The organism is Algiphilus aromaticivorans DG1253 (genome assembly GCF_000733765.1).
GTDB lineage: Bacteria > Pseudomonadota > Gammaproteobacteria > Nevskiales > Nevskiaceae > Algiphilus > Algiphilus aromaticivorans.
The window spans coordinates 2,763,667-2,790,533 of record NZ_JPOG01000001.1 but is presented as its reverse complement, the minus strand read 5'-3'; the positions used below and the strand labels follow the sequence as shown (position 1 = coordinate 2,790,533).

26 protein-coding genes and 1 tRNA gene are annotated in these 26,867 nt (G+C 66.3%); 16 read left to right on the top strand and 11 right to left on the bottom strand.

What is annotated here, in order from left to right; genetic code table 11:
* Positions 1-129 precede the first annotated feature (129 nt).
* Entirely contained in the window at positions 130-2,532 is a 2,403-nt protein-coding gene (locus U743_RS13010; RefSeq protein WP_198022033.1) for a neutral/alkaline non-lysosomal ceramidase N-terminal domain-containing protein, read from the top strand.
* 142 nt (positions 2,533-2,674) lie between these two features.
* Here the strand turns inward: U743_RS13010 and ltrA are convergent, their stop codons facing one another.
* Positions 2,675-4,372, bottom strand: coding sequence for a group II intron reverse transcriptase/maturase (gene ltrA, locus U743_RS13005; protein WP_052368134.1), 1,698 nt, complete (start codon positions 4,370-4,372; stop codon positions 2,675-2,677).
* A gap of 20 nt (positions 4,373-4,392) precedes the next feature.
* Positions 4,393-4,466: transfer RNA gene (locus tag U743_RS13000), tRNA-Gly, on the bottom strand.
* Positions 4,467-5,860: 1,394 nt separating this feature from the next.
* On the opposite strand from U743_RS13000, the gene thiS reads away from it, so the two are divergent.
* From thiS to U743_RS12975, 5 genes are all read left to right on the top strand, one after another.
* A complete protein-coding gene (gene thiS, locus U743_RS12995) occupies positions 5,861-6,847 on the top strand; it encodes a sulfur carrier protein ThiS (RefSeq protein WP_043772166.1) in 987 nt (328 codons plus the stop codon).
* The gene (gene trmB, locus U743_RS12990; protein WP_198022032.1) at positions 6,844-7,542 is read left to right on the top strand and encodes a tRNA (guanosine(46)-N7)-methyltransferase TrmB; all 699 of its coding nucleotides are present in this window, start codon (positions 6,844-6,846) and stop codon (positions 7,540-7,542) included. The genes thiS and trmB overlap by 4 nt, the downstream gene beginning before the upstream one ends.
* On the top strand, positions 7,535-8,440 hold the full coding sequence (locus tag U743_RS12985; protein WP_043768843.1) for a phosphoribulokinase: 906 nt from the start codon (positions 7,535-7,537) through the stop codon (positions 8,438-8,440). The genes trmB and U743_RS12985 overlap by 8 nt, the downstream gene beginning before the upstream one ends.
* Positions 8,422-9,456 (top strand): NADP(H)-dependent aldo-keto reductase, encoded by a 1,035-nt coding sequence (locus U743_RS12980; RefSeq protein WP_043768842.1) that lies wholly within the window; start codon positions 8,422-8,424, stop codon positions 9,454-9,456. The genes U743_RS12985 and U743_RS12980 overlap by 19 nt, the downstream gene beginning before the upstream one ends.
* 207 nt (positions 9,457-9,663) lie before the next feature.
* Positions 9,664-9,966 (top strand): DUF6763 family protein, encoded by a 303-nt coding sequence (locus U743_RS12975; RefSeq protein ID WP_043768840.1) that lies wholly within the window; start codon positions 9,664-9,666, stop codon positions 9,964-9,966.
* A gap of 133 nt (positions 9,967-10,099) precedes the next feature.
* Here the strand turns inward: U743_RS12975 and U743_RS12970 are convergent, their stop codons facing one another.
* On the bottom strand, positions 10,100-11,467 hold the full coding sequence (locus U743_RS12970; RefSeq protein WP_198022031.1) for an AmpG family muropeptide MFS transporter: 1,368 nt from the start codon (positions 11,465-11,467) through the stop codon (positions 10,100-10,102).
* Entirely contained in the window at positions 11,464-12,258 is a 795-nt protein-coding gene (locus U743_RS12965; protein ID WP_043768838.1) for an exodeoxyribonuclease III, read from the bottom strand. Before U743_RS12965 ends, U743_RS12970 begins: the two co-directional genes overlap by 4 nt.
* Before the next feature lie 61 nt (positions 12,259-12,319).
* On the opposite strand from U743_RS12965, the gene pyrE reads away from it, so the two are divergent.
* Both pyrE and trhA read left to right on the top strand, forming a co-directional pair.
* Positions 12,320-12,970: an orotate phosphoribosyltransferase gene (pyrE, locus tag U743_RS12960; protein ID WP_043768837.1), complete on the top strand. Its 651-nt coding sequence runs from the start codon at positions 12,320-12,322 to the stop codon at positions 12,968-12,970.
* 40 nt (positions 12,971-13,010) lie between these two features.
* Positions 13,011-13,682 carry a PAQR family membrane homeostasis protein TrhA gene (gene trhA, locus U743_RS12955; protein WP_043768835.1) on the top strand — a complete coding sequence of 224 codons (672 nt, stop codon included), beginning with the start codon at positions 13,011-13,013 and terminating at the stop codon, positions 13,680-13,682.
* A gap of 108 nt (positions 13,683-13,790) precedes the next feature.
* Here the strand turns inward: trhA and U743_RS12950 are convergent, their stop codons facing one another.
* Positions 13,791-14,312 (bottom strand): cytochrome b, encoded by a 522-nt coding sequence (locus U743_RS12950; protein WP_043768833.1) that lies wholly within the window; start codon positions 14,310-14,312, stop codon positions 13,791-13,793.
* Positions 14,313-14,548: 236 nt separating this feature from the next.
* Between U743_RS12950 and U743_RS12945 the strand changes: the two genes are divergently transcribed.
* Positions 14,549-15,685 (top strand): DUF6607 family protein, encoded by a 1,137-nt coding sequence (locus U743_RS12945; RefSeq protein ID WP_198022029.1) that lies wholly within the window; start codon positions 14,549-14,551, stop codon positions 15,683-15,685.
* Between the two features lie 156 nt (positions 15,686-15,841).
* On the opposite strand, the gene argB is transcribed toward U743_RS12945, so the two are convergent.
* From argB to coaBC, 3 genes are read right to left on the bottom strand one after another with little or no spacing between them, the layout of a single operon-like run.
* On the bottom strand, positions 15,842-16,702 hold the full coding sequence (gene argB, locus U743_RS12940) for an acetylglutamate kinase (RefSeq protein WP_043768832.1): 861 nt from the start codon (positions 16,700-16,702) through the stop codon (positions 15,842-15,844).
* On the bottom strand, positions 16,702-17,145 hold the full coding sequence (gene dut, locus U743_RS12935) for a dUTP diphosphatase (protein WP_043768829.1): 444 nt from the start codon (positions 17,143-17,145) through the stop codon (positions 16,702-16,704). The genes argB and dut overlap by 1 nt, the downstream gene beginning before the upstream one ends.
* Positions 17,142-18,359, bottom strand: coding sequence for a bifunctional phosphopantothenoylcysteine decarboxylase/phosphopantothenate--cysteine ligase CoaBC (coaBC, locus tag U743_RS12930; protein ID WP_043768828.1), 1,218 nt, complete (start codon positions 18,357-18,359; stop codon positions 17,142-17,144). Before coaBC ends, dut begins: the two co-directional genes overlap by 4 nt.
* Positions 18,360-18,454: 95 nt before the next feature.
* On the opposite strand from coaBC, the gene radC reads away from it, so the two are divergent.
* The 6 genes from radC to mtnC all read left to right on the top strand — a co-directional run bounded on the left by radC (position 18,455) and on the right by mtnC (position 22,161).
* Positions 18,455-19,126, top strand: coding sequence for a RadC family protein (gene radC / locus U743_RS12925; protein WP_043768825.1), 672 nt, complete (start codon positions 18,455-18,457; stop codon positions 19,124-19,126).
* Between the two features lie 93 nt (positions 19,127-19,219).
* Positions 19,220-19,456, top strand: a complete 237-nt coding sequence (gene rpmB / locus U743_RS12920) for a 50S ribosomal protein L28 (RefSeq protein WP_043768823.1) — start codon at positions 19,220-19,222, stop codon at positions 19,454-19,456.
* Positions 19,457-19,459: 3 nt separating this feature from the next.
* Positions 19,460-19,636 (top strand): 50S ribosomal protein L33, encoded by a 177-nt coding sequence (gene rpmG / locus U743_RS12915; RefSeq protein ID WP_043768821.1) that lies wholly within the window; start codon positions 19,460-19,462, stop codon positions 19,634-19,636.
* Between the two features lie 584 nt (positions 19,637-20,220).
* Positions 20,221-20,835 (top strand): methylthioribulose 1-phosphate dehydratase, encoded by a 615-nt coding sequence (locus U743_RS12910; protein ID WP_232226783.1) that lies wholly within the window; start codon positions 20,221-20,223, stop codon positions 20,833-20,835.
* Positions 20,832-21,392, top strand: a complete 561-nt coding sequence (locus U743_RS12905; protein ID WP_043768819.1) for a 1,2-dihydroxy-3-keto-5-methylthiopentene dioxygenase — start codon at positions 20,832-20,834, stop codon at positions 21,390-21,392. The genes U743_RS12910 and U743_RS12905 overlap by 4 nt, the downstream gene beginning before the upstream one ends.
* A gap of 79 nt (positions 21,393-21,471) precedes the next feature.
* Positions 21,472-22,161, top strand: a complete 690-nt coding sequence (gene mtnC, locus U743_RS12900) for an acireductone synthase (protein ID WP_043768817.1) — start codon at positions 21,472-21,474, stop codon at positions 22,159-22,161.
* On the opposite strand, the gene murI is transcribed toward mtnC, so the two are convergent.
* Together murI and cysQ are read right to left on the bottom strand one after the other, a co-directional pair.
* On the bottom strand, positions 22,136-22,972 hold the full coding sequence (gene murI / locus U743_RS12895; RefSeq protein ID WP_043768815.1) for a glutamate racemase: 837 nt from the start codon (positions 22,970-22,972) through the stop codon (positions 22,136-22,138). The two genes, mtnC and murI, sit on opposite strands and share 26 nt — an antisense overlap.
* Positions 22,969-23,763, bottom strand: coding sequence for a 3'(2'),5'-bisphosphate nucleotidase CysQ (gene cysQ, locus U743_RS12890; RefSeq protein WP_043768813.1), 795 nt, complete (start codon positions 23,761-23,763; stop codon positions 22,969-22,971). Before cysQ ends, murI begins: the two co-directional genes overlap by 4 nt.
* Before the next feature lie 49 nt (positions 23,764-23,812).
* Here cysQ and yrfG point away from each other — a divergent pair, with 49 nt between their 5' ends.
* Positions 23,813-24,505, top strand: a complete 693-nt coding sequence (yrfG, locus tag U743_RS12885; RefSeq protein WP_232226782.1) for a GMP/IMP nucleotidase — start codon at positions 23,813-23,815, stop codon at positions 24,503-24,505.
* Positions 24,506-24,525: 20 nt separating this feature from the next.
* On the opposite strand, the gene U743_RS12880 is transcribed toward yrfG, so the two are convergent.
* A complete protein-coding gene (locus U743_RS12880) occupies positions 24,526-26,775 on the bottom strand; it encodes a TonB-dependent receptor family protein (protein WP_198022028.1) in 2,250 nt (749 codons plus the stop codon).
* Positions 26,776-26,867: the final 92 nt, after the last annotated feature.

The window sequence follows — 26,867 nt, the reverse complement described above, 5'->3', positions numbered from 1 at the left end:
GCAACTACGCAGCGCTGTTCAGATTCTGCCCGCACAACATGGCAGAAAGCTGACAGGCTCCTGCATAAGGACGACTGTCATTGCGTGGCGCGCCGCATAGACTCACCCGATAGTCCGGACCCCAAAGAAATGAGCCATTTACGCAAAGCTACTATCGCCGCGCTGGCGGCTGTTGTCCTCGCCGCTTGCGGCGGCAGTGACGTACCCGGCGTTGGTGAGTCCTTGGACAGCACTGCCGTGCGCTGCGTGCTGGACAACCCGCTGAGTGAAGTCGGAGCGGGGCGCGACGCGCCCGGCGCGCCGCTGGACGTCTCGCCGCCGGCGCCGGTCGGCGAGGCCGACGGCGCCTGCCGCGAGAACGCGCGCTTCCGCGTCGGTCGCGGCCTGCAGGACATCACCGGCCCGGCGGCGAACAAGAGTGGTGCCGGCTGGGAGGACCCGACGCAGGTCATGCGCGGCATTCATCAGCGCCAGTTCGCACGCGCTTTCGTCTTCGCTTCACCCTGCAACGGCAAGCGCGCGGTCTTCGTCTCGGCCGATATCGGCCTGATGTGGGGCTCGCTGCGCAGCGGCGTGCTCGACGCCCTGGCCGCCGATGCCGAGCTGGCCGCGCACTACGGTGCCGAGAACGTCATGCTCTCGGCCACACACACGCACAACGGCCCGGCCGGCTACGCGCACGTCGAGGCCGGCAATGCGCTGCATCTCGGCTATGACGCGCTGGTGCACGAGACCATCGTCGACGGCATCGTGGCAGCCATCGGCCGTGCGCACGACGACATCGAAGCGCATCCGGAGCCCGCGCCCATCCACCTGGCCGACGGTGCGCTGCGCGATACCAACATCAACCGCTCCAAGCCCGCCTATGCGCGCAACAGCGCGGCCGAGCGCGCTGCCTTCGTCAACCAGCGCGGCGAGGAGGTCGACGTCAACAAGCGCATGCTGCAGCTCAACCTGCACCGCGCCGACGGCGCACCTGCCGGCATCATCAACTGGTTCGCGGTGCATCCGACCATCGTCGGACCGGAAGCCGATCTCGTCAGCCCGGACATGAAGGGTTTCGCAGCGCTGGGCTTCGAGCGTCTGATGGGGGCCGGTCCCGCCGTGCCGGATGCCGAGGCGCCCTTCGTTGCGGCCTTCGCCCAGGCTGATTCGGGCGATGCCTCGCCCAACATCTTCATCGAGGAATTCCCGCATCCGGACCCGGCGCGCGGTGGCGGCGAGACCGTGTACGAGTCGACCGCCATCTCCGGCACCAAGCATCTGGCGCGCGCCATAGAGCTGTGGGAGGCCGGCGGCGCGCCGCTGCGCGGGCCGGTCGACTACCGCTTTACGCACGTGCGCATGAACGATGTTGCCGTCACCGACGAGGCGGTGCTCGCGGCGCTGGAACACCCGCCCGAACTCGACAGCGCCGACAAGCGCACCTGCAACGCTGCTCTCGGTGTCTCCTTCCCGGCCGGTGCCGAGGATGGGCCGGGGCCGATCAGTGATGAGGGCCTGTCGTGCGATGCCGACCCGGCTCTGCTGGAAGCCGTCGCCGAGGATTTCGCCGGCCTGACAGAGCTGGCGCTGCCGCTGGAGACGGTGTCGGCGCTGCTGCTCTGCAACCTCGACCAGCTGCCGTTGCTGGGCATGGGCTGTCACGCCGAGAAGCCGGTGCTGCTGCCGCTCAACCTCGGCGAGTCTGCGGGTGGCCTGCCGGAGCGCATTCTTGAGCTTCTGGGGCCCAGCCTCAACTTCGAGACGCCGGTGGAGCCCTTCCAGATCTTGCGCGTCGGCAATCTGGCCATCCTCGGGCTGCCCTGGGAAGTGACCACCATGTCCGGGCGTCGCCTGCGCCGGCTGATGCTGGAAACACTGGCCCCGGTCGGCGTCGACAGCGTCGTCGTCGCCGGGCTGGTCAATGACTACACGCACTATCTGACGACCCGCGCTGAATACGCCAGTCAGCAGTACGAGGGGGCCTCAACGGTCTACGGCCCCTGGAGCCTCGCTGCCGTGCAGCAGGAGACGCGCCGGCTGGCGCTGTCGATGCGCGACGGTGACGATATCGCGGCCGGGCCGGATTTCCCGCGCCCGGTGCCGGTGCTGCGCCGGCCGTCTTATGTGGCCTCCGATCTGCCGGCGGGTGAGGGTTTCGGCAGCGTGGTGGCCGACGTTCCCGAGGTGGCCGGGCGCGGAGAGATCGTGCGCGCCCGCTTCCAGGCCGGACATCCGCGCAACGAGTTGCGGCTGGGCGGCAGCTATGTCCTTGTCGAGCGCGAGGCCGCCGACGGCAGTTGGGAAACCGTTGCGCGTGATCGCGACCCGGAGCTGCGCTTCCGCTGGGAGCCCGCAGCTGCGGTGCCGCTACCACTGGACGTGCCACCGACGGGGCCGTCGACGCTGGAAGCGGTCTGGCATGTACCGGCGGATGCTCCGGCGGGGCGCTACCGGCTCCGCCACAGTGGTGTAGCGGAGCCGGGCGGGGCCTACGAGGGGGTGTCTTCTGCTTTCCGGCTGGAGGGTGAGGCGGCGGCCTGCCCCTGAGGACGGGTGCCGCGGGCCGAATCTGGAGCGGGTGAAGGGAATCGAACCCTCGTCGTAAGTCGGGTAGGAGGGCGACCTCGCGGTCGCCCTCCCCCCTAAGAACCCAGCGTGCACGTTTCCGCGCACTGGGCTCAAGCAGCCACTAACCCAGCTCTTTGAGAAGGGCGGCGGCGTGAGAACCTTCCGGTTCCCCGTTCAGCGCATCGGTGCTTTCGCCGTTCCAGCGCGAGTGCACCTGCCGATGGCAAGTGGGGTGGAGTAGCAGCAGGTTGGACGTATCGTCCGTGCCGCCATCGACCCGCCGGACCTTGTGATGTAGATGCCATCCAGTGTCCGGAGTGATCGGTGCGCGACAGATGGGGCAGCGCCCCTCCTGCTGTTTCCACAACCACTGCAGTTTCCCTTTGCCGCGCAGAGTTTGGCCCATCCTCCAGCCGAGTCGGCTGAGCAGATAAGACTCCCATTGCGGCAGGTAGGGGTTGGCCTCAGCTTTGATCTTCTTGTGCATTCGGTAATGGAATGCGGACAGAAGAACAAGCTGACGGTCATCGACGGCGAACCTCCAGTCACGGCCGTGGATGGTCGAGAAATACCGCTTCTTGATCCATCTGCGGCCCTTATTGGGGTGTCGCCGCTTCGCCCAGCGCCATAAGGCGTACCAGATCTGGTGATCCAGCTGCCGGAACGTGTCGCGAACTGCTACGGGTTGATGGTACTGAGCCCAGCCCCGGAGGATCTGGTTCAGCCGGGAGATTAAATCTTCCTGCTTAGCCGTCCGCATAGTTCGTGCTGAGTCCCGAACCTTGCCGTAGAACACTGCGCGATTGCGCTTGGCGGGCACGACCGTCAGTCCCTCGCGGAGCCATCGGGCATGCCAACCTAGGAAGTCGAAACCCTCTTCGACGTGTGTCACGCGGGTCTTTTCCTTCGAGAGCGTAAGGCCGCGCTCAGCCAGAAAGGACTCGATGACCGGGGTGACGTCACGCTCCAATAGCTCTCGCGAACTACCGGTGACGATGAAGTCATCCGCGTATCGGACCAGCCGCACTTTCAGCTTTCTAGACTTGAAGCGCTCCCGGAGGAGTGGTTCCAGACCGTCCAGCGTCAGATTGGCCAGCGTGGGCGAGATGATCCCGCCCTGTGGGGTTCCAGCTTCGGTGGGGAAGAGGCATCCCTTTTCGACAAATCCCGCCTTCAGCCACTTTCGGAGCATCTGCTTGTCCACAAGAACGTTGCGGATGAGCCAGTCGTGGCTGATGTTGTCGAAGCATCCCTTGATGTCGGCTTCCAGAACCCATTTCGGCGAGCATTCACGACTCAGCGCTGTCTTGCATTGCTGAATCGCGTCCGCTGTGGACCGATGGGGCCGAAAACCGTACGAGTTGAGATCCGCTGTGCTTTCCGAGACTGGGTCGAGCGCAAGCCAGTACAGCGCTTGCATTGCTCGGTCCTTCATCGTCGGAATGCCCAGAGGACGCTTCTTCCCGTTGCTCTTGGGAATGTGGACACGCCTCAGAGGTTGTGGCCGGTAACCATTGCGCCGGAGCGCACTGACTGCCTGCCACTTTGACGAAGGGGTAGACCAGGTTTCCCTGTCCACGCCCGGCGTCGCTTTACCGCGGTTCTCGGTAACTCGACGGACCGCTACAGCCTTACCTGCCGTTGAGTTGGTCAGCAACCGTTGGAGCCGTTTTGCACTCCGCCAATCGCCGGCCGATGCCGCCTTCGCTATACGAGTCTGTAACCTCCTGACCGTGCGGAAACACTGAGCCCAGTCAATATCGGACCAGCATTGCCATTCGGTGGAGGCGACATCGCAAGCGGAATCCACTGCGTCCATATCAACCTCCTTTGGTGACATGGAGCGGGTGAAGGGAATCGAACCCTCGTCATCTGGTTGGGAACCAGAAGCTCTACCATTGAGCTACACCCGCCCGAGACCCCTGAAGGAGACGGACACACTGCGCCCCTGAGGGGAAGTGTATTCGCCCCTCAGGGAGGTGGGTACAGACCTATCTAGCGATAGGCCACCACGTGGAAGTGGGCACGCCTTTCGGCGGGGGTCATCATTTCAACCCCGTATCCCGACCATTACAGCCGGGCATTCGCTTTCTCCACGATCCTTTACCCACTGCGGATGCATCGTATCTTACGACACGACTTGTTCCCAAGGGAACACCGCATTGGGCTTACCGTGTTCCGTACAGGAAACAGGGTGGTTAGGGTTCCGTCTTTTCGCCGGCGGTACTCATGTCAGCGTGTGCCGACCAAGCAACAGCACAACCGACCGCTCCCGGTGGCAAGCAGCAAGCCGCCTGCTCCGGTGAATGGATCGAACGCACGGCGCAGATCCATGTAGCTTCACGACGTTTAACGACGGTTCACTTGCGTTAACCCTGCAACCCAGCCTAGCACCGAATCGATTGCGCCAATCGATGCACGCCAACCCCTCGCGGGGTAGGCGCCCCCGTGGGGAGTTACGTTGTCAGAACGCTTAGCACCGGACCGTTACCAGTCCCGCACCGTTCCTAGGCTACCGGTGGCTGAACACCGGGTTGGGCAGGTCATCTGGCGATGGCCATCCAACAATTTCCTGCACGGCTTACGCCGCTGATGTGTTCTAGGCGACCTCGCTTAGAACCCTTCAAGGCTGCTTCATCAGTCTTCGGCTTTCGCCTCGTGCTGATAGGTCAGCTACCTCGCGACTCACGTCGCACGCTTGGGAAGCTTCTGCTCTACCATTGAGCTACACCCGCCAACACAGCTTGATTGTAACGCGGTGCCGCTTGGCCGCAGTCACTAAGTTCGCGCTTCCTGCGCTCATCAAGTGACCCAGGCTGGGCCATCCCTGGCCCAGCCGCCGAAGGCAATGCCTTCGGCCCATTGAGCTACACCCGCCTATCGCGTCAGATTGTAACGCGGTGCCGCTTCGCCGCGGTCACTAAGCTCGGCCATCCGGGCCTCGCCAAGTGACCCTGGCCGAGCCTTCCTGGCTCGCCCGTCGATCGCTTCGCGATCGACCCATTGAGCTACACCCGCCAATACAGCCTGATTGTAACGCGGTGCCGCTTGGCCGCAGTCACTAAATTCGCGCTTCCTGCGCTCATTAAGTGACCCGGGCTGGGCCATCCCTGGCCCAGCCGCCGAAGGCAATGCCTTCGGCCCATTGAGCTACGCCCACGAACGCTCTGATCGTAGCCACTCGCGCGCAGCGCGCGAAGGGGTGGCCCGTCAAGGGCCGCCTGCGGAAGGGCTGCCGGCGGCTGGCGGTGCTCGGTTATCATGCCCGGCTGGCCGAAACCCGGGTGCATCGATGACTGCAGGCAGGATTTCCATCACGCTCAATGGCGAATCGCACGAGGCGAGCGCGGGCATTTCCGTCGCCAGGCTGCTCGACGAGCTCGGCCAGGGCGAGCAGCGCGTGGTTGTCGAGCACAACGGCGCCATCCTGCCGCGCACGCAGTACGAGGCCACCCGGGTCGCCGAAGGCGATCAGTTCGAGATCGTGCGCGCCATCGGTGGCGGCGCCGCCGAGCCCGAGGATCCGCTGATCGTCGGCGGCCGCCGCTTCGGCTCGCGGCTGCTGGTGGGCACAGGCAAGTACCGCGACGCGCAGCAGACGCGCTCAGCAATCGACGCCTCCGGCGCGGAGATCGTTACCGTGGCGCTGCGCCGCACGAACATCGGCCAATCGCCCGACGAGCCGAATCTGCTCGACACATTGCCGCCGGATGTCTTCACCATCCTGCCCAACACGGCGGGCTGCTACACGGCCGACGAGGCTGTGCGCACCTGCCGATTGGCGCGCGAATTGCTTGATGGTCATTCTCTGGTGAAGCTGGAGGTGATCGGTGATCGCACCACGCTGTATCCCGATGTTCCGGCCACGCTCGCCGCCGCCGAGACGCTGGTCGCCGAGGGTTTCGAGGTGATGGCCTACACCAGCGACGATCCCGTGATGTGCAAGCGCCTGGAGGAGGCCGGCTGCGTGGCGGTGATGCCGCTTGCGGCGCCCATCGGCTCCGGCCTGGGCATCCAGAACCGCTACAACCTGATGACCATCATCGAGCAGGCCACCGTGCCGATCCTGGTCGACGCCGGTGTCGGCACGGCTTCGGACGCCGCCGTCGCCATGGAGCTGGGCTGCCATGGGGTGCTGATGAACACGGCCATCGCCGAGGCGCGCGACCCGGTGCGCATGGCGCGTGCGATGAAGCTTGGTGTGGAAGCCGGCCGCGAGGCCTTCCTGGCCGGCCGCATGGCGCGCCGGCGCTTCGCCTCGGCCTCCTCGCCCGAGGAGGGCGTGTCGCGGTGAGCCAGAACGCGCCCGAGGCCAGCGCCGTGCTGCATCCGCGGCGCGTGCGCAGCTTCGTGCTGCGCGAGGGCCGCATCACCCCCGCGCAGGCGCAGGCGCTGGAGCGCCTGTGGCCGCAATACGGCGTCGGGCTGGACAGCGCCGGTGACGTGCAGGCGCGTTTTGTGCGGCCGGCGCCCCTGGTGCTCGAGATCGGCTTCGGCAACGGCGAGGCCACGCTCTGGCGTGCCCAGCGCGACCCCGAGCGCAACTACCTGGGCATCGAGGTGCACCGCCCGGGCGTCGGGCGCCTGATGCGGCGCGCCGAGGCCGAAGGCGTCGACAATCTGCGCGTGGCGCGCTGTGACGGCGTGGAGTTCCTTGCCGCCATGCCAGCGCAGAGCATAGACACTTGCATCATCGAGTTTCCCGACCCCTGGACAAAGAAGCGCCACCACAAGCGCCGGCTGATCCGGCCCGATTTCCTGACGCTGCTCACCGGCAAGCTGATGCACGGCGGGCGTCTGCAGCTGGCGACCGACTGGGCGGACTACGCCGAGCATATGCTGGCGGTTTGCGGCGAAGCGCCCGGACTGGCCAACGCCGCCGGCGATGGCTACGCCCCGCGCCCCGACTCGCGGCCACCTACGCATTTCGAGCAGCGCGGCATCGCGCGCGGGCACGACGTCTTCGATCTGGATTTCCGCCGTGTCTGAGCGCCATCCGGTCATCGCTGTTACCGGCTCAAGCGGCGCCGGTACCAGCACCTTCACGCAGGCTTTCGAGCGCGTGTCGCACCAGCTCGGGATCAACATGGCTTTCGTCGAGGGCGACGCCTTCCACGCCTACGACCGCGATCAGATGGCCGCCGCCGTGTCGCGCGCGCGCATCCGCGGCGAGAATTTCTCGCACTTCGGGCCGCAGGCCAATCTGCTCGACAAGCTGGAGGCGCTGTTCGCGAGCTACGGCCGCGACGGCAGCGGCCAGATCCGGCACTACCTGCATACGGACTCCGAAGCCATCAGCGCCGGGCAGGCCGTGGGCACCTTCACGCCGTGGGAGCCGCTGCCGCCGGATACCGACATGCTGGTATACGAGGGTTTGCACGGTGGCGTGGTGACCAAGGAGCTGGACATTGCCCAGCACGTCGATCTGCTCATCGGCGTGGCGCCCATCGTCAACCTGGAATGGATCCAGAAGATCCGTCGCGACACCGGCGAGCGCGGCCACGATCCGGAGGAGGTCACGCGCACCATCCTCCGGCGCATGCCGGACTATGTGCACTACATCTCGCCGCAGTTCTCGCGCACCGACATCAACTTCCAGCGCGTGCCGCTGGTGGATGTCGCCAATCCTTTCATGACGCCCGAGATCCCCAGCGCCGAGGAGAGCGTGATCGTGGTGCGCTTCGCGCCGCAGGGACGCGCGCGCGCCGATTTCAGCGACTGGCTGTCGCGCATTCCCGGCGCCTTCATGAGTCGGGCGGATACCATCGTCGTGCCGGGGCCTCAGCAACCCCTGGCTATCGAGCTCATTCTGCGTCCGGCGGTCGAGCAGCTGGCCGCCCGGCGCGCCCGCATATTGGGAGCAGCTTCGTGGAATATCGTCGACTAGGCCACAGCGATCTGGAAGTCAGTCATATCTGCCTCGGCACCATGACCTGGGGCGAGCAGAACGGCGAGGCGGAAGCCTTCGAGCAGATCGACTACGCGCTGGATCAGGGCATCAACTTCATAGACGTCGCCGAAATGTATCCGGTGCCCCCTAAAGCCGAGACGCAGGGCGCCACCGAAAGCATCGTCGGCAACTGGCTGGCGCGCAGCGGCCGGCGCGAGGAGGTCGTGCTGGCGTCCAAGGTCACCGGCAAGTCCGCCATGGACTGGATCCGCGGCGGCCCGCGGCTGACCCGGCAGCAGATCGTCGAGGCCTGCGAGCACAGCCTGCAACGTTTGCAGACCGACTTCATCGATCTCTACCAGGTGCACTGGCCGGACCGTGCCACCAATTTCTTCGGCAAGCTCGGCTATCAGCACCGCACCGACGAGGACGCCGCCGAGATCGACGAGACCCTGGGCGCGCTCGCCGAGCTGGTCGAGGCCGGCAAGGTGCGCTACGTCGGCATCTCCAACGAGACGCCCTGGGGGTTGGCGGAGTATCTGCGCCTGGCCGAGCGCCACGACTGGCCGCGGGTGGTGTCGGTACAGAACCCCTACAGCCTGCTCAATCGCAGCTACGAGATCGGCCTGGCCGAGTTCGCCTATCGTAGCGACGTCGGTCTGTTGGCCTACTCGCCGCTGGCCTTCGGCGTGCTGTCGGGCAAGTACCTCGGCGGGCAGAAGCCCGATGGCGCGCGCCTGACGCTCTTCGAACGCTTTTCGCGCTACAGCGGCGAGATCGCCGAGGCCGCCACCCGCGACTATGTCGAGCTGGCGAAGAGCCACGGTCTGGACCCGGCGCAGATGGCGCTGGCTTATGTGAACAGCCGCGGTTTCGTGGTCAGCAACATCATCGGCGCCACCAGCATGGAGCAACTCAGGACCAACATCGCCAGCGCCGATGTCAGCCTGTCCGGCAAGGTGCTGAAGGGCATCGAGGCGATTCATCAGCGCTATCCGAATCCCTGTCCCTGAGCGGGGTTCGAGGCGTTTTCGCTTGGCAGTACCGGACGCAAGCCCATCCGCTTGAAGCGGATTCTGGCTTTTCGGCTCGATTTCCGGCCGATTCAGCCGCTTGTCGGCGTGCCGGGGGCGGCCGTCTTGTCAGCCAAGCGCACCGGGTCTATAACCGGAAGCATGCAGCTTGAACGGCATCGCCCTCGGTGCCGACGGGAGGCAAGCATGGCCGACTGGATGCGTGAGCTGGAAATCGGGCACTGGTACGACATGGGCCATGGCCCGATCGAGGTCATCGGTATCGACGTCGATAACGAGGTCGTCCTGATCCAGCACTTCGACGGCGAGTTGGAGGAATTCGACTTCGACGCTTGGATGGAGCTGCGAGCACAGCCCATCGCGCCGCCCGAGGACTGGACCAACGCCATGGGGTGCACGCGCGAGGACGTCGATGACGGCGTCGCCGACGTGCCGCGCGCCGGTCGCTGGGACAGCCCGCTCGATCGCCTGGATCAGAACATCCACTGAGCGTTGCAAAGTAACGCGGCGCTTTTAGAGCCACAGATTACACAGATGGGTACTGATTATTAAGGGGCTCTGTAGGCGGCGATTTCCTCGCCGCCATACAGACAGCCATCTTGAGAATCTGTGCAATCTGTGGCTAAAGCGCGCCTTCATCCGTGGCTTTAGCCGTCAGCGTGACGCGCCAGTACCACAGCGCCAGCAGGATGGCCGGGATGCCCAGCGCGGCCGAGGTCAGGAACATGCCGGCGTAGCCGATGATGTCCACCAGCCAACCCGAGAAGCCGCCGGCGAACTGGCCGGGCAGGGTCATCAGCGAGCTGAACAGCGCGTACTGCGTGGCCGTATAACCGGCGCGCGTCAGCGAGGACAGGAAGGCGATGAAGACCGCGATCGCCATGCCGCCGGAAAGATTGTCGGCGACGATGGCCGCTACCAGCCCGTAGATCTCGGCGCCCAGGCCCGCCAGCCAGACGAAGACGAGGTTCGTGATCGGCGCCAACAGCGCCGTGGCCACCAGCATGCGCGGAATGCCGAAGCGTGCCACCAGCAGCCCGCCGACGGCGGCGCCGGCCAGCGTCACCGCCAGCCCGAAGGCGGCAGCGACGTTGGCGATCTCGCTCTTGGAGAAACCCAGCTCCAGATAGAAGGGATTGGCCATCACCCCCATGAAGATGTCGCTGATGCGGAAAGTGCCGATGAGCAGCAGCAGCAGAACGGCCTGCCAGCGCCAGCGCGTGAAGAACTCGGCGAAGGGGCAGACCACCGCGCCGATGAACCACGCCTGCAGGTCGCGCCAGGCGCCGCGGCTGCGCGTCGTCTCCAGGAAGGCGAGCACGCGCGATTCCGTTTCCTCGGTGCCGCTGTCTCGCGCGACCTTCGGCTCACGCACGGCCAGCGTGGTGACGATTCCGACCAGCGTCAGCACCGCCATGCCAGCGTAAGCTCCCGACCAGCTGCCGATATCGGCCAGATGCAGCGCGCCCGCGCCGGCGGCGAGTAACGCCACGCGATAGCCGAAGACGTAAGTCGCTGCCATCGCGCCCTGCAGATCGTCGCCGACGGCCTCGATGCGGTAGGCGTCTACCGCCACATCCTGCGAGGCCGAAGCGAAGGCCGCGAGCACGGCCCAGGCCGCCACCCAGCCCAATGCCTCGGTGGGATCGGTGAGGCTGATGCCCAGCAGCGCGCCGGCGATGGTCAGCTGCGCGGCCAGCATCCAGGCGCGGCGCTTGCCGAGCCAGCGTGTCAGCAGCGGGATCGACAGGCGGTCAACCAGCGGCGCCCAGAAGATCTTCAGGCTGTGCGCCAGCCCCACCCAGGACAGGAAGCCGATGGCCGTGCGGGCGACGCCCAGATCCGACAGCCAGGCCGAGAAGGTGCCGCCCACCAGCAGCAGCGGTAGTCCGGCCGAGAAGCCGAGCAGCGTCATCGTCGCCACGCGCGGGTGCGCGTAGACACCCAGCGCCGCGCGCCAGCCGCGATGCGGCGCGCCGCTTTCGCTCAAGTCGCTGGCTCCGGCGGCCAGTCGTAGTCGGCGATCAGCGGCGCATGGTCGGAGAGGTTGTCGGCGGTATGCACATGCATGGCCTGTAGCGTCTTTGCCACGCCGGGAGTGGCGATTTGGTAGTCGATACGCCAGCCCACGTTCTTGGCGCGGGCCTGACCGCGCTGCGACCACCAGGTGTAGGCCTCGCCTTCGGCCTCCGGGTGCAGGGAGCGGAAGGTGTCGACCCAGCCCAGCTCGTCGAAGACGGTGTCGAGCCAGGCGCGCTCTTCCGGCAGGAAGCCCGAATTCTTGCGGTTGCCGCGCCAGTTCTTCAGGTCGCGCTCGGTATGCGCGATATTGACGTCGCCGCAGACGATGTACTCGCGTCCGGAGGCGTGCCACTCGCGCAGGATGGGTGTGAGCCATTCGAGGATGCGAATCTTCTCGTCCTGGCGCTCGGACTTCGCCGAGCCGGAGGGCAGGTACATGCTCACCACCGAGAGATTGCCGTAGCGCGCCTCCAGATAGCGGCCCTCGTCGTCGAAGGTGGCGTCACCGAGCTGATCGAAGATCGCGTCGGGCTCGCGCGCGAGGTAGAAGCCGACGCCGCTGTAGCCGGGCCGGCTGGCCGGATTGAGAAGCACACGCCAGCCGTCCGGATGGGCATCCGGATGCGCGTCGAGCTGCTCGCGCGTGATGCGCGTTTCCTGCAGGCAGACGACGTCGGCACCCGAGGCCGGTAGCCAGTCGAAGAATCCCTTGCGCGCGGCAGCGCGCAGGCCGTTGCAGTTGAGAGTGACGATGCGCACGGAGCTTTTTCGCGACAATGGCGGCCCGGCAGTGTAGCCACTCTCTTGCGACGACGGCCTCATGAAGCCCTATCAGATCGATTTCATCCGTCTGGCGCTGGATGCCGGCGTGCTTCGCTTCGGCGAATTCGCGCTCAAATCCGGTCGCAGCAGCCCCTATTTCTTCAACATCGGCGCCATTGCCGGTGGCGGCGCCATGGCGCGGCTGGCTGAGGCCTATGCCGCGGCCTACCGTGACGCCGGTCTGGACGCTGACCTGCTCTTTGGCCCGGCCTACAAGGGCATCCCGCTGGCCGCGACCATGGCCACCGCGCTGGCCGGGCAGGGGCTCGATCTCGGCTATGCCTACAACCGCAAAGAAGCCAAGGATCACGGTGAAGGCGGCACCCTGGTGGGTGCCGATCCGGCTGGCAAGCGCGTCGTCATCGTCGACGACGTGCTCACCGCCGGCACGGCGTTGCGCCAGTCGGTGGCGCTGCTGCGCGAGGCCGGTGCCGAGCCGGTGGCGGCGATGATCGCCCTCGACCGGCAGGAGCGCGGCGCCGGCGTGGCCTCGGCGGTGGAAGAGGCCGAAGCCGAACTCGGCCTGCGCGTCGTGCCGCTGGTGACCGTCGCCGAGGTCATGACGCATCTGGCCGACGCCGGCATCGCGCCCGAGGCGCTGACGGCGATGCGCGACTACCAGGCGCGCTACGGCACGGCGACCGCTTGAGGGCCACAGCCTGGGCATGCCTCGTGCAAGATATGAGGCCATGACGAAACCTCCCGAGGAATCCGGCCCGGCGGGCAATCTCTACAGCCTCGGCGAGGAGATCGCGCACAGCGTCACGCATGGCCTGGGCGTGCTGGCTTCCATCGTCGGGCTCTGCGTGCTGGTCGCCTTCGCGGCGCTGAATGGCGGCACAGTGGACATCGTCGCCAGCGCCGTCTTCGGCGGCACGCTGATCCTGCTCTACACCGCAAGCACGCTTTATCACAGCATCCCGTTGCCGGCGACGAAATCGGTGCTGCGCGTGATCGACCACGCCTCGATCTATCTGCTGATCGCCGGCACCTATACCCCCTTCACGCTGATTACGCTGGCCGGTCCCTGGGGCTGGTCCCTGTTCGCGACCGTCTGGAGCCTGGCTGCGCTCGGGGTGGGCTTCAAGCTGTTCACCACAGGCCGCTTCGAGAAGCTGTCCCTGCTGATCTATATCGCCATGGGTTGGTGCGGCGTGGTTGCGGCCGTACCGCTGCTGGAAGCGCTGCCGCCTGCCGGTCTCTGGCTGCTGGTCGGCGGCGGGCTCGCCTATACCGGCGGCGTGGTGTTCTACGCCATGGAGAGCCTGCGCTATCACCACGCCATCTGGCATCTCTTCGTGCTCGCCGGCAGCGTGCTGCACTACTTCGCCGTGCTGTTCTACGTGCTACCGCAGGGCTAGCGTTTTCCAGCGCGCTGTCAATCAGGCAGCGACCGCAAGTCTTCTCTGGATTCAGATCACAGGGAAATCACTGCCGTACACTTGCTGCGGCGTTTCTTCGGCTTCGGCTCAGGTAACCGTGGCGCTACCCCGGCGGACCAAGTAGTGGTGGAGGGCGCCCACGAAATGGATGCCGATCAGGGCCGGCAGTATCCAGTTGCCCGTGATCTTGTGAATTTCCTCGACCGGCTCGTGGATCGCCGAGAGACTGCTCAGCGGGATGTAGAACTGGAACCAGCCGAATACGTCCATTCCCTCGCCTTCGGTGAACAGGTAGAGCGGTCCGGATACGACCTGCACGAGTATCGCTATCAGCAGTAGCCGGTGGACCAGGCCGCCCACGCGCCGCTCAAGCACGCCTGCCTCGGGTTTTGGCGGAAAACCCTGCAGTATCCGGAAACCCACCCGCCAGAGCACCACGATCAGGACGAAGAAGCCGAGCGCGATGTGGACCTCCATCACGTAGTTCTCTATGGCATCTGTTGGCGCCTTATCCGCCATCAGTCCCAGGGTGAGCATGATGAAGGTGAGGATCGCCGCGATCCAGTGATTGAGAATCGAAAGTCCCGAGTAGCGAGCTGGTGTATCCATGACCGGTCAGCGCCCCTGCTTCAGTTGCTGACAGGGTACTCGCGCGGGTTGAGGGGTGCAGGTTAGAGAGAGGATGGATGTTAGTTAATGAGACGCATTACTGATAGGATCAGGATCGTGTCGCTGCGTTGCGATTGCCTTCTCCTGACCGAGTGCCCTGGCGTCGATGGTGGTGTGCCGGAAGCGAAGGTCACCGCGATGCCATGCACTCTTTCCTCCACCGGGAGTGATCGTCCATGAAGTCGAAGTTCAGCCTGGCTCTGTTTGCCCTCCTTCTGCCCACCTTCGTTCTACATGCGAGCGGTGGAGAAATCGGAGGCCGCTACACCTTCTCCTGGCCCTTCGAGGCGGATGACGCCATGCAGCCGCGCGGTGGCAGCACGAAGGGGCCGCCGGTCGATCTGCTGCAGGAGCCGAGTGCCGACTTCCGGCGCCTGCAGGCCGAGGACCTGTCGGCCTTCGAGCGCGACCGGCGCGCCATTCTGGCCATGGCGGGTCCCTACCGCGTCAGCTTCGATTTCCTGGAGGTGGTGGGCTATCAGGCCGGCTACGAGCCGCCCGCGCCCTACCAGAGCTGGGCCACCGAGCACGTCTACGTAGTCGCCGACGAGGGTGAGCATATCGCCCTGCAGCACATCCTCGTCATGTCCTTCGTCGACGACGACGGCGAGCTGCAGGGACCCTTCGTGCAGAAGCACTGGCGTCAGGATTGGCGCTACGAGGCCGAGGCCGCACACGTTTACCGCGGCGCCAACACCTGGCGGCGGGAGACCGTCGACAAGGATGCGCGCGAGGGTCGCTGGCTGCAGACCGTCTGGCAGGTCGACGACTCGCCGCGCTACGCGGCCTGGGGGCGCTGGCGTCACGAGCCGGAATTCTCGGCGTGGAAGGGCGACGAAACCTGGCGGCCGCTGCCGCGGCGCGAGTATTCGGTACGCGACGACTACGACGCGCTGGTGGGCACCAATCGGCACGTCGTGCTGCCCACCGGCTGGGTGCAGGAGGAGCACAACGAGAAGGTCGTGGTCGGTGCGCTGGGCGAGATCGAGAAACGCGTGGCAAGGGAATACGGCATCGCGCGCTACGAGCGCATCACCGACTATGACTTTTCCGACGGTGACGCCTACTGGCAGGCCACCGCGGAATTCTGGAAGCTGGTGCGTGGCTACTGGGATGAGCTGCTCGCCGAGCGCGGGCGCATTCACCTCAAGTCGCGCGTCGATCAGGCCGGGCTGTTCCGGCCGTTGTTCCGGCGCGCGCAGGCCATCGCTGACGGGGAACGCGAATTCGAGGCCGAGGCCGACGCCGCCTTCGTGCGCGAGACGGTCGACGGCTATCTGGCCGACGGCCCCGAGAAGGGGGCCGGCTACTGAAGCTGCTCCCCTTAAGGGTGCCCACAAAACGTAGCGAGCGAAGGCAGATTGGCTTTGCCCGGAGCGCAGAGCGCGCGGTGTATTGATCAATACATGAGCATCTTGAGCACCGGACAGAGCCAAGGTGCCGAGCGCAGTAGTTTTGTGAGCACCCGCTCAGGGCTTGATCAGGGTGCCGACCCCCTCGTCGGTGAACAGTTCCAGCAGCACGGCGTGCTCGACGCGGCCATCGACGATGTGCGCAGCGCGCACGCCCGATTTCACGGCATCCAGGGCACAGGCGATCTTCGGCAGCATGCCGCCGTGGATGGTGCCGTCGGCGATCAGCCGGTCGACTTCCTCGGTCTTCAGGCCGGTGAGCAGCTCGCCGTCGGCGCTCAGCACGCCGCGGATGTTCGACAGCAGCATCAGCTTCTCGGCCTTGAGTACGGAGGCGATCTTGCCGGCGACGGTGTCGGCATTGATGTTGTAGGACGCGCCGTCCTCGCCCACGCCTACCGGCGCGATGACCGGGATGAAACCGCCGGCCTCCAGATGCGTGATGACGGCCGGATCGATGGCCTCGACTTCCCCGACCTGGCCGATGTCCTCCTCGCTCGGCATCTTGCGCGCGCGGATCAGGCCGCCGTCCTTGCCGGTCAGCCCGACGGCGCGGCCGCCCTGCTGATTGATGGCCGCGACCAGCGCCTTGTTGACGTGGCCGCCGAGCATCATCTCGACGATCTCCATGGTCTCGGCGTCGGTGACGCGTAGGCCGTTGACGAAGCGCGAGGCGATGCCCAGCCGCTCCAGATGCTGGCCGATCTGCGGGCCGCCGCCGTGCACGACGACGGGATGCATGCCGACCAGCTTCATCAGCGTGATGTCGCGCGCGAAGGAGGTCGCCTGCTGCGGGTTCTCCATGGCGTTGCCGCCGTACTTGACCACGACCGTGGCGCCGGCGAAGCGCCGGATGTAGGGCAGCGCCTCGGTGAGAACGCGGGCGACCTGCATGGCCGCATCGGCATTCAGTGCCATCACTGCCTCCCCGAGGATCCGAAGCCGCCGTCGCCGCGCAGGCTGTCGCCGAAGGCTTCGACCTGGCGGAAATGCGCCTGCACGACGGGGACGATGACGAGCTGCGCGACGCGCTCGCCCGGCTCGATGGTGAATTCGGCGTTGCCGCGGTTCCAGCAGGAGACCATCAGCTCGCCCTGGTAGTCGGAGTCGATCAGCCCGACGAGATTGCCCAGCACGATGCCGTGCTTGTGACCCAGCCCCGAGCGCGGCAGGATCATCGCCGCCAGGCCGGGGTCCTTGATGTGGATCGACAGGCCGGTGTGCAGCAGCTCGGTGGTGCCGGGCGGCAGCGTCAGCGGTGCGTCGAGAATCGCGCGCAGATCACAGCCGGCCGATCCGGCGGTGGCGGGCTCGGGAATGGTGGCGCGCGCGTCAAGCACGCGGATTTCGATCTCGGTCATGGCTTGTTGTGCTTGTTGTAGGCCTCGGCGACGGCGGCGACCAGACGCTCGGCCAGCTCGGTCTTGGCGCCGCTGCCCAGCGGCTGCTCGCCCGCGGCGGTGTAGAGGGTGAGGGTGTTGTCGTCGCGGTCGAAGGCGCGGCCGTCGCCGACGAGGTTGCCGGCCACCATCTGCAGGCCCTTGCGCTCGAGCTTGTCGCGGGCGTTGTCGGCAAGGTTTTCGGTCTCGGCGGCGAAGCCGACCATGAACAGCTCAGGTTGCTCGGCGCGCAGGCGCTGCAGGATGTCCTCGGTGCGCGCCAGCGCCAGTGACAGCGACTCGTCGTGCTTCTTGATCTTCTGCGCGCGGGTGTCAGCCGGGCGGTAGTCGGCCACGGCCGCGCAGCCGACGAAGAGATCGGCGCCGGCGGCGTGGCGGCTGGCGGCCTCGGCCATGTCGGCGGCCGATTCCACATCCACGCGCGTCACGCCGGGCGGTGTCTCCAGGGTCACCGGCCCGGCGATCAGCGTCACATTCGCGCCGGCCCGCGCCAGCGCGCTCGCCACCGCGAAGCCCATGCGGCCGGAGGAGCGGTTGGTCAGCACGCGCACCGGGTCGACGGCCTCGCGCGTCGGCCCGGCTGTGATGACGGCGTGCCGGCCGGCGAGCGGGCCGCTGCCGGCACCGAGCAGCTGGCCGATGGCCTGGATGATCGCGGTGGGCTCGCTCATGCGCCCTTCGCCGATTTCGCCGCAGGCCTGGTCGCCGGCATCGGGGCCGACCACGGTGGCGCCGCGCTGCTTCAGTGTGGCGAGATTGGCCTGCGTCGCCGGATGCGCCCACATCAGCCGGTTCATGGCCGGCGCCAGCAGCAGCGGCCGGTCGCTGGCCAGACAGAGCGTCGACAGCAGGTCCGTGGTCATGCCGGACGCGAGCCGCGCCATGACGTTGGCCGAGGCCGGGGCGATGACAACGGCGTCCGGCCAGCGCGCCAGCTCGATGTGGCCCATGGCGGCCTCGGCATTCTCGTCCCAGAGGCTCTGCCGCACCGGATGGCCGGACAGCGCCTGCAGCGTCACGGGCGTGATGAAGCGCGCGCCGCCGGCGGTCAGCACGGCTTGTACCTGCGCGCCTGCTGCGCGCAGGCCACGCACGAGCTCGGCGGATTTGTAGGCCGCGATGCCGCCGCTGACCCCGAGCAGGATGCGACGACCGGCAAGACTGGGCTGCGACATGGCGCGATGGTAGCGCAGCGCGAGCGTGCGCCGGGTCTGGAGAAGCCACCCGGGGGCGCGCTAGCCTAGGTGTCAGGGTGTCGGGGGAGAGTCGGATGTCTATACGCGACTGGCCGGAAGGCGAGCGGCCGAGGGAGAAGTTGCTGGCGCTGGGTGCAGAAAAGCTGTCCGACGCCGAACTGCTGGCGGTGTTTCTGCGCACGGGGGTGGCCGGCGCCTCGGCCTTGGATCTGGCGCGCGAGCTGATCGCGCGTTTCAATGGGCTGCGCGGCTTGCTGGCTGCCGACCGCGCCAGCTTCTCCAGCGCGCGCGGGCTGGGCGACGCCAAATACGCGCAGCTGCAGGCTGTGGTCGAGCTGTCGCGGCGGCATATGGCTGAGGAAATGCAGCGCGGTGATGCGCTGGCCGACCCATTGCAGACGCGGCGCTATCTGCAGGCACGGCTTCGGGACGAGCCGCGCGAGCTCTTCGGTCTCCTGCTGCTCGACAACCGGCACCGTGTGCTGGCTTTCGAGGTGCTGGCCCGGGGCACCATCGACGCGGCGGCCGTCTATCCGCGCGAAGTCGTCAAGACCGCGCTGGCGCACAACGCCGCGGCGGTCATCCTGGCGCACAACCACCCCAGCGGCGTGGCCGAGCCCTCGGCGGCCGACCGCGACCTGACCGAGCGCCTGATCGCCGCGCTACGCACCGTCGAGATCCGCGTCCTGGACCACTTTGTGGTGGGCGATGACTGCGTCAGTTTCGCTGAACGCGGCTGGCTTTGAGTGCGCGCAATCTTGTCAGGAATCCGGGCTTCTGCTATAAAGCCGCGCTCTTTCGTCAGCGGACCCACCGGTCCGCCCTGATCCGAGGTTTCCATGTCCCGAGTCTGCCAAGTTACCGGCAAGCGTCCGATCGTCGGCAACAACGTCTCGCACGCCAACAACCACACGCGTCGGCGCTTCCTGCCCAATCTGCATACGCATCGCTTCTGGGTCGAAGCCGAGAAGCGCTTCGTCAAGCTGCGCGTTTCCAGCAAGGGTATGCGCATGATCGACAAGAGCGGCATCGAGTCGGTGCTGTCCGACATCCGCGCACGCGGCGAGAAGGTCTAAGCCATGGCCGCCAAGACCAAGAAGGATCGCGAGAAGATCCGCCTGGTGTCCACCGCCGGCACCGGCTTCTTCTACACGACGACCAAGAACAAGAAGAACACGCCGGACAAGTTTGAATTCCGCAAGTACGACCCGGTAGTCCGCAAGCACGTCGCCTTCAAGGAAGCCAAGATTAAGTAGCGCAGCGAGCAGCGTGGAGGGGCCCCAGCGGAGCTGGGGATCTAGCGTCGCGAGTCTGCGCCCCACAAGTTGGCGAAACAGTTGTGCGAGCGGTGGGGATCTTAGCGTCGCGAGTGGCTACCCCCTAGAGGCAAAGCGTTGAAGGGGTACGGAGTTCTCGAATTGGGCCCCAGCGAAGCTGGGGATCTAGCGTTGCGAGTCTGCGCCCCACAAGGTGGCGAACAGTTTTGCGAGCGGTGGGGATCTTAGCGTCGCAAGTGCCCACCCCTGGCGGCGAAGCATTGAAGGGAGCGGCGCTGTCGGCCAAGGCTCCCGGAACGCTGGACTGACCCGGATGGAGTTGTCGGCCTCCGGGGCGCTTGGCAACACCACGATGCGATCGCAGAGTCGCACGCAGTCCAAAATCCCCCGACTTGATCACCGCCAATGCAGGTTCTGCGGCCCGGCGCTGCCTTGCATGGTTCCGGAGCGGTCAAGCACGAGCGGTCCGGCATCGAAATGACACCTCGTGGTCTTGAGATCGCAATCTGGCCCGCCTAGGCTTCGCCACCGCTGACCGCTGCTGCTATCGGAGGGTGCTGTACGTGGATGTTGCTGCAATCACCGACGCGCTCATCAGCGCGGGCCATCTGCTGCATCAGCGCGGTTGGGTCCCGGCCAGCGGCGGCAATTTCTCGGCCCGCATCGGATCGGACCGCTTCCTGATGACGGCCAGCGGCTGCCACAAGGGCGAATTAACGCCAGCTGACTTCCTGGTCGTGGACGGCGAGGGCACGCCGCAACAAGCGCATCGCCCCAGCTCTGCCGAGACTCTGCTGCACTGCGCGGTCTACCGGCATTTCCCGGCGGTCGGTGCGGTCCTGCACACACATTCTGTGCCCGCGACGCTACTGTCGCGGGCTTTCGACGACATTCAGCTCGCGGATTACGAGCTGTTGAAGATTCTGGAAGGCATCACCACACATAAAACGAGCGTCGCGATACCGGTTTTCGACAACGACCAGAACATTGCGCGTCTGGCCGCGGTCGTAGAGCAGGCCTTCGCCGATGGTTGCGGACACCAGGGATTCCTGATCCGTGGCCACGGCCTCTACGCTTGGGGGCAGGACGTCCCGCAAGCCCGGTATCGCGTCGAAGCGCTCGAATTCCTGTTCGACTGCCAATGGCAGTCCCAACCGGGGAGACACCGCAGTTCATGACCAGTCTTGCCATCTTTTCCGAACACAATCCACACCGCGCCGAGCGCACGCTGCGGGATCCGCAGGCCATCCAGCGCGAGCTGGACAGCATCGGCGTGCTCTACGAGCGCTGGGAAGCGACCCAGCCGTTGGACGCCGATTCGTCGCAGGACGAGATCATCGAGGCCTACCGCGAGCCCATTGACGGCCTGATGAAGCGCTTCGGTTTCCGCACGATGGATGTCATCGCGCTGACGGCCGACCACCCGCAGAAGCAGGCGCTGCGCGACAAGTTCCTGCACGAGCACACGCATGACGATTTCGAGGTGCGTTTCTTCGTGGAGGGCGAGGGGCTGTTCTACCTGCGCGTGAATGGACGCGTCTTTGCCGTGTACTGCACCCGCGGCGATCTGATCTCGGTGCCGGCCGGCATGACGCACTGGTTCGACATGGGCGCGGAGCCCCATCTCAAGGCCATCCGCCTGTTCACTACGCCCGAAGGATGGGTCGCCAACTTCACCGGTAGCGATATCGCCGAGCGCTTTCCGCGCATGGATGACATCGAAGCGGCCGCTTGAGCAACGGTCAAGGCATACGCGCCCCCTGGGGGCAGCCAGCGTCGGGCAAAGGCAACCCGAAGCCAGCGCCGGAGCGCACATGATTCGAGCCATCCTTACGGACATTGAGGGCACCACGAGTTCGATCGCCTTCGTTCACGACACCCTCTTCCCTTACGCTCGCGAGCGGATGTACGCCTTTCTGCGCGCGCATACCGAGGAGCCCGAGGTGCTGGCGCACATGCAGGCGGTTGCGGAGGAGGCCGGCTGCGCGCCGGAGCCCGACGCGGTGGCCGCGGAACTCCTGGCCTGGATGGATGCCGACCGCAAGGCGACGTCGCTGAAGGCCATCCAGGGCATGATCTGGCAGCAGGGCTACGCCGAGGGCCGCCTGCACGGTCACGTCTATCCGGATACCCCCGAGTGGCTGCACGCCTGGCACACGCGTGGATTGGCGCTCTACGTCTATTCCTCGGGTTCGGTGGCGGCGCAGAAGCTGATCTTCGGCCACTCCGTGGCGGGCGATCTCTGCGGCTATTTCTCCGACTTCTTCGATACCCGAGTAGGGGGCAAGAAGGAGGTCGCTTCCTATGCGGCGATCTGCAGCCAGATCGGTCTGGCGGGCTCGGAGATTCTCTTTCTCTCCGATATCGGCGCGGAGCTGGACGCCGCCGCCGCCGCCGATATGCAGACCTGCCAGCTGTTGCGCGATACCAGCGCGGAGCCGGCCGATGCCCATCCGCAGGCGCGCGACTTCGCCGAGGTCAATGCGCGCTTCGCGCTGAGCTGAGTTCGCCTTCCGGTAGCAGCCTCACGTCGAGATCGTGGCCGAGCCAGTGGCGCGCCGCGCGTGTCATGCGGTTCCCATCGGTGCCCGTCGTGAAAAATCGGGAGCCTACCGGTCCGCCAGCCGGTGCGCGCATCGCGTGTGCGTCGAGCAGCCGGCCGGTCTGACGCGCCACTGCAGGTGCCGGGTCGATGAGCTGCATTTGTGCGCCGCACAGTGGTGCGATGAGGTGCTGCACAAGCGGATAGTGGGTGCAGGCCATGACCATGACATCGGCACCGGCATCGCGCGCGGGCGCGACGAAGCCGTCGAGCTGTGCGCGCAGCGCGTCGTCGTCGGCGCAGGCCTCGATGGCGTCGACCAGCCCGGGGCAGCCCTCGGCGATGATGCGCATGTCCTGGGCGTGGCGGGCCACCGTCGAGCGATAGAGCTCGCCGGTCAGCGTGGCCGGCGTCGCGAGCACGCCCGCGATGCGGCACCGGGACAGCGCCGCAGCCGGCTTGATGGCCGGTTCCATGCCGACAAAGGGCAGCTCCGGGTGCGCGCGGCGCAGATGCTGCAGGGCAGCGGCCGAGGCCGAGTTGCAGGCGACGACGATCAGCTTGCAGTCACGCGCGCGCAGCCAGTCGACCACGCGCAGCGCCAGCGTCAGGATCTCGGCGGCCGGCCGCGGGCCGTAGGGCACTTTCGCCTGGTCGGCGACGTAGATGCAGGGCTCGGCGGGCAGCTGTGCGGCGATCTCGCGCCAGACCGACAACCCGCCGATGCCGGAATCGAAGATGCCGATCGGCCGCGCGTCGCCGCTGACGCTCATCCGCCCAGTTGATCCGCCCAGGCTGCGGCGGGATCGCCGATGACGACGAAACCCGGATTGAGCAGCGTGTCGCGCTCGTTGTAGCGCATCGGTCCGAGGTCGGGCAGGCGCAGTACCCGCGCGCCGGCAATCTCGGCGACGCATTGTCCGGCGCCGGTATCCCATTCGCTGGTCGGGCCGGTGCGCGGATAGAGATCGGCAACGCCCTCCGCCACCAGGCAGAACTTCAACGAGCTGCCGGTGCTCACCGCCTCGTGCTCGGGCAGGCGCGCGAGCAGTGCCTCCAGCGCCTCGTCGCGATGCGAGCGGCTGACGACGAAGGCCGGTCGCTCGGGAGCGCTGCGCGTGGCGATCGGGCGCCGACCCTCGCTGTCCTCGCGAAAGGCGCCGATGCCGCGCGCGGCGATGTAGCTCGTGCCCAGAGCCGGGGCGTGCACGACGCCCAGTACCGGCTCGCCGTCCTCGATCAGCGCGATGTTCACCGTGAACTCGCCGTTGCGGTTGACGAACTCCTTGGTGCCGTCGAGCGGGTCGACCAGCCAGAAGTGCGACCAGCTGCGCCGGTCCTCGGCTTCGGCGTCGCTGCCTTCCTCGGAGAGGATGGGCAGACTCGGTTCCAGCGCGCGCAGGCCGGCGCCAATGATGCGGTGTGCCGTCAGATCAGCCTCGGTCAGCGGCGACTTGTCGGCCTTGTCTTCGACCTGGAAGTCGGTGTGATAGACGGAAAGAATGGCGTTGCCGGCATCGCGGGCGATGTCCTGGACGGCGTGCAGAAGCTGCTCGCTGATCATGGGTTAGCTCTTGTGGAACAGCCCGTATGATAGGGGGATGGCCGAGCCAATGCCCTGGCGGGACGTGGAGGAAGTGCTGCTCGACATGGACGGCACGCTGCTCGATCTCGCCTTCGATACCCATTTCTGGACACAGCTGTTGCCGCAGCGCTTCGGCGCGGCACGCGGCCTGACCGCGGCCGAGGCGATGGCCGAGCTGCAGCCCATCTTTGCGCGCACGCGCGGCAGCCTCGACTGGTACTGCACCGACTTCTGGAGCCGGCAGACCGGGCTGGATGTGGCGGCACTCAAGCGCGAGGTCGCGCACGGCGTGCAGCTTCTGCCCGAGACTACCGCGGTGCTGGAGCGGCTGTGCGAAGACCGCAAGCGGCTCTGGCTGGTGACCAACGCGCACCCCGAGACGCTGGCCATCAAGCTCGAGCGCGCGCCCATCGCCGACTACTTCGAGCGCATCGTCAGTTCCCATTCCTTGCGCGCACCCAAGGAGCAGCCCGCCTTTTGGCAGCGGCTGCACGGGCGGCACCCCTTCGAGCCAGATGCCGCACTCTTCGTGGATGACTCGATGCCCGTGCTGGAAGCGGCGCGTGATTTCGGGATCGCTCACGTGGTAGCTGCTGCCTGGCCGGACCGCAGCCAACCGCCGCGCACGCATGACGGCTTTCCGACCGTACGTACACTTGATGAGTTGTTTACTGCCGTCCAAAGCAAAGGACCCGCCTCCGGGGGAGACGGGTCCGTCTAAGCCAGCGCTGTGGTCTGCGCCTAGTAGAAGTTCGCCTCGATGCCGGCGAGGAAGGTCTGCGGCGCGCCCGGCCGTGGGCCTTCTGGCAGCCGCGAGGCGATGTATTCGCGGTCCAGCAGGTTGAAGGCGTTGGCGAAGACGCTGACCCGTTCAGTGAGCGCGTAGCGCGCCGTCAGGTCGATGACGAACTGGCTGTCGATCTTTCCACCGCGTGCATCCGGTACGACTTGTGGGTTGTTGGCATCTCCCCCAAGAATTACCTCCTCCTCGGTGTTCAGGGCAGTGGCGAAGGCCTCATCGACATAGAGGGCACGCAAGCTCAGTGACCAGCGTGCACCCTCCACTCCGGCCGTGGCGCTGATCTGGAAGTCAGGGATATAGGGCAGCTCGGCCCCGTCGCGGCCGCCGCTGAAGATCGATTCCGGGTCGCCGGCGGCGTTGGAGTCGTTCGCGATCTCGGCGCTGGTGTAGGTCGCGGCCAGGGAGAGCGGTGTGCCGAAGCGCCAGCCCAGCTGGCGGCCTGGGTCGTAGTTCAGTGCGTATTCCAGACCGTAGGTCTCGACCTCGCCCACCGAAGCCGTGTTGTCGGCCGTGCCGGAGGCGCCGGCGTTGTCCGGTACCAGCAGGTTGTCGAAGAGCGTGCCGAAGAGCACCAGCTCCTGCGCTATCCCGCCCGCTGTGCGGAAGCGGCCGCCAAGCTCCACGGAAACGCTTTCCTCGGCATCCTCGCCGGCAATGCCGTCGCCCGGCGAGGGAGGCGAGAAGCCTTGGTAGACACCGCCGAAGAGAGCGCTGCCAGCGCCGAGTGCGTAGTTGAAGCCGAGGCCTCCGGTGACGTAGCCCTCGTCGCCTTCACTGATATCCGGAGTGGCGCCGCGGAAGTCCTGCACGGTCCAGTCGATCTGCTCGAAGCGCACGCCCGGTGTCAGCGTCAGCGCGCCGATGCGCACCGCATTCTCGGCGTAGACGGCCGTGGCCTCGGCCTGCTGCTTGCGGTTGTCCTGCGAGCCGGGCGGGTTGAGGTCGAGCGATACGACCTGCCCCTGGGCGTTGACGTTGTAGGTCTTGTTGCGCTGAAAGCGGAACACCTCGTCCTCGTGTCGACGCACTCCGACACGAAGGGTGTGGCCGATGTCGCCGGTGGCGTAGTCCAGCTCGGCGCTAAATTCGGCGCCCTGGGCGTAGTACTCGCGGTTGTTGTCGCGGTAGCCCCAGGTGCCGGCCTGCTCGCCGCGTAGAGTGGCGAGATCGTTCCCGCCCTGCGCCAGTGCGGCGCTCAGGCTGTTGCCGTTGACCTGGCGGATCTTGTCCCAGTTGCGGGCAAAGTCCGTGCGATAGAGCTTGGCATCCAACGACAACGCTTCGGTCGGTGCTAACGAGTAGCGCAGGATGGCGCGCTCTTGCTGGGTGCGGATATTGTCGAACTGGGATGCGGCATAGCGAAGGTTCGGATTGCGAGCGAAGTCGGCGGTAGTTATGCCGAGATAAGTCTCGTCGGCATCAAGCTCGGAGCGCCCATAGGTCAGTTCCAGGCGTTGGTCGAGTGCGGTATCCGGCGCCCAAGCCAGCTTGATCATCGGCTCTACGCGCCGGAAGCCGGTGTCGCCGGCGTCCGGGCCGAGATCGCTGGCGGGGCCCTGCATTTCCTTGAAGCCGTCCGTCTGGCGGTGATAAAGCTCGACCAGATATCCGAATTCGCCGGCGGCGCCTTCGACGCTGTCACCGAACCAGAGCTGGTTGCGGAACTCGCTGTCTGTACCGAAGGCGCTGCGAAGGTAGCCCGAGCGCGTTTGCGGGATCGGTGTGGAGAGATAGTTGATGATGCCGCCGGTGGTGCGCGGTCCGAAGCGCACTTGGCTAGAGCCCTTGACAACCTCAACCCCGGACATGCGCCCAACAGTTGGCGAGTAATAAGCCGCGGGCGCAGCATAAGGGGCAGGCGCCATCAGCACGCCGTCCTCCATGATCGTGACCTTGGAGCTGCGTCCCGGATCCGCGCCGCGGATGCTGATGTTGGGGAAGAGCCCGTAGCCGTCTTCCTCGCGAACGTAGACGCCGGGCGTTTCGCGCAGGATGCGGTTGATGTCGTCGTAGCCTTGGCGAGTGATGTCCTGGCGGTCGATATAGCTGGCCGAGCCGGGCAATTCGGTGGCTGCTTCCTTGGACCCGATCACCGAGACGTCGCCTAGGCGGGTGGCCTCGTCGGCGAGCGCTTGGCCTGAAAGCGTCATGGTCGCCGCTACGAAGGCGGCTGAGGTCGTGTATCTCACTGCATGCATCTCCCTTGTGGCAATCGCGGGGCCCGGCTTTCAGTCGGCCGAGGATGCAGAGAGCATAGCAAAACTAAATGGGAATGATTAGC

What these genes read in the sequence shown, in the direction of transcription:
- U743_RS13010 (WP_198022033.1), top strand. Translation starts at nt 130, where the DNA reads ATGAGCCATTTACGCAAAGCTACTATCGCCGCGCTGGCGGCTGTTGTC.
- ltrA (WP_052368134.1), bottom strand. Translation starts at nt 4,372, where the DNA reads ATGGACGCAGTGGATTCCGCTTGCGATGTCGCCTCCACCGAATGGCAA.
- U743_RS12975 (WP_043768840.1), top strand. Translation starts at nt 9,664, where the DNA reads ATGGCCGACTGGATGCGTGAGCTGGAAATCGGGCACTGGTACGACATG.
- pyrE (WP_043768837.1), top strand. Translation starts at nt 12,320, where the DNA reads ATGAAGCCCTATCAGATCGATTTCATCCGTCTGGCGCTGGATGCCGGC.
- trhA (WP_043768835.1), top strand. Translation starts at nt 13,011, where the DNA reads ATGACGAAACCTCCCGAGGAATCCGGCCCGGCGGGCAATCTCTACAGC.
- U743_RS12950 (WP_043768833.1), bottom strand. Translation starts at nt 14,312, where the DNA reads ATGGATACACCAGCTCGCTACTCGGGACTTTCGATTCTCAATCACTGG.
- U743_RS12945 (WP_198022029.1), top strand. Translation starts at nt 14,549, where the DNA reads ATGAAGTCGAAGTTCAGCCTGGCTCTGTTTGCCCTCCTTCTGCCCACC.
- argB (WP_043768832.1), bottom strand. Translation starts at nt 16,702, where the DNA reads ATGGCACTGAATGCCGATGCGGCCATGCAGGTCGCCCGCGTTCTCACC.
- dut (WP_043768829.1), bottom strand. Translation starts at nt 17,145, where the DNA reads ATGACCGAGATCGAAATCCGCGTGCTTGACGCGCGCGCCACCATTCCC.
- coaBC (WP_043768828.1), bottom strand. Translation starts at nt 18,359, where the DNA reads ATGTCGCAGCCCAGTCTTGCCGGTCGTCGCATCCTGCTCGGGGTCAGC.
- radC (WP_043768825.1), top strand. Translation starts at nt 18,455, where the DNA reads ATGTCTATACGCGACTGGCCGGAAGGCGAGCGGCCGAGGGAGAAGTTG.
- rpmB (WP_043768823.1), top strand. Translation starts at nt 19,220, where the DNA reads ATGTCCCGAGTCTGCCAAGTTACCGGCAAGCGTCCGATCGTCGGCAAC.
- rpmG (WP_043768821.1), top strand. Translation starts at nt 19,460, where the DNA reads ATGGCCGCCAAGACCAAGAAGGATCGCGAGAAGATCCGCCTGGTGTCC.
- U743_RS12905 (WP_043768819.1), top strand. Translation starts at nt 20,832, where the DNA reads ATGACCAGTCTTGCCATCTTTTCCGAACACAATCCACACCGCGCCGAG.
- mtnC (WP_043768817.1), top strand. Translation starts at nt 21,472, where the DNA reads ATGATTCGAGCCATCCTTACGGACATTGAGGGCACCACGAGTTCGATC.
- murI (WP_043768815.1), bottom strand. Translation starts at nt 22,972, where the DNA reads ATGAGCGTCAGCGGCGACGCGCGGCCGATCGGCATCTTCGATTCCGGC.
- cysQ (WP_043768813.1), bottom strand. Translation starts at nt 23,763, where the DNA reads ATGATCAGCGAGCAGCTTCTGCACGCCGTCCAGGACATCGCCCGCGAT.
- yrfG (WP_232226782.1), top strand. Translation starts at nt 23,813, where the DNA reads ATGCCCTGGCGGGACGTGGAGGAAGTGCTGCTCGACATGGACGGCACG.